This window comes from Mycobacterium sp. (genome assembly GCF_008709575.1).
In the GTDB taxonomy this organism is placed as follows: domain Bacteria; phylum Actinomycetota; class Actinomycetes; order Mycobacteriales; family Mycobacteriaceae; genus Mycobacterium.
The window spans coordinates 1-551 of record NZ_VYIK01000530.1 but is presented as its reverse complement, the minus strand read 5'-3'; the positions used below and the strand labels follow the sequence as shown (position 1 = coordinate 551).

Below are 551 nucleotides of genomic sequence, written 5' to 3'. Positions count from 1 at the left end.
TACTTCTCGGTCAATCAGCAACTGAGCCGGACCGTGACCCGCGACGTCGTCGTGCACGGGCAGCGCCTGCGGCGCAACGATCGAGTCATCATCAGCTGGCTGGCCGCCAACCACGACGAGCACGAGTTCGAGCGACCCGACGAGGTCGTGCTGGATCGGGTGCGCAACCGCCACCTCGCCTTCGGGCTCGGTCCGCATCGATGCATCGGATCACATCTGGCGCGGATCATGTTCGAGGTGATGGTCAAGGCGGTGCTCGAGCGCATCCCCGACTACCGCGTCGACGCCGACGGCGTTCGTCGCTACCGCGGCAACCCGAGCATGACCGGGCTCGGCACGCTTCCGGTCACCTTCACTCCCGGCATGTCGTGGAAAACGCCGCGCCCGTGCGAGCGCAGCGCGACGAGCCGCCGCAGAGGGTGAAACGGTGGTAGGTGAGATGCCGTGCGGAGTGTTCGGTGGCCGATGACACCGGCACCGCGGCCGAGCACGAGCCCGATTACCGGTTCGCGCTCGCCAACGAGCGGACGTTTCTGGCCTGGCAGCGCACC

The 551-nt window shown here is 67.5% G+C and carries 2 protein-coding genes; both read left to right on the top strand.

Features of this window, described 5'->3' with window-relative positions; genetic code table 11:
• The coding region (locus F6Q13_RS19990) for a cytochrome P450 (protein ID WP_293060148.1) at window positions 1-423 on the top strand (423 nt) is incomplete at its 5' end.
• Between the two features lie 35 nt (window positions 424-458).
• Window positions 459-551: DUF202 domain-containing protein (locus F6Q13_RS19985; RefSeq protein WP_293060150.1), on the top strand; the 93-nt coding region annotated here is incomplete at its 3' end.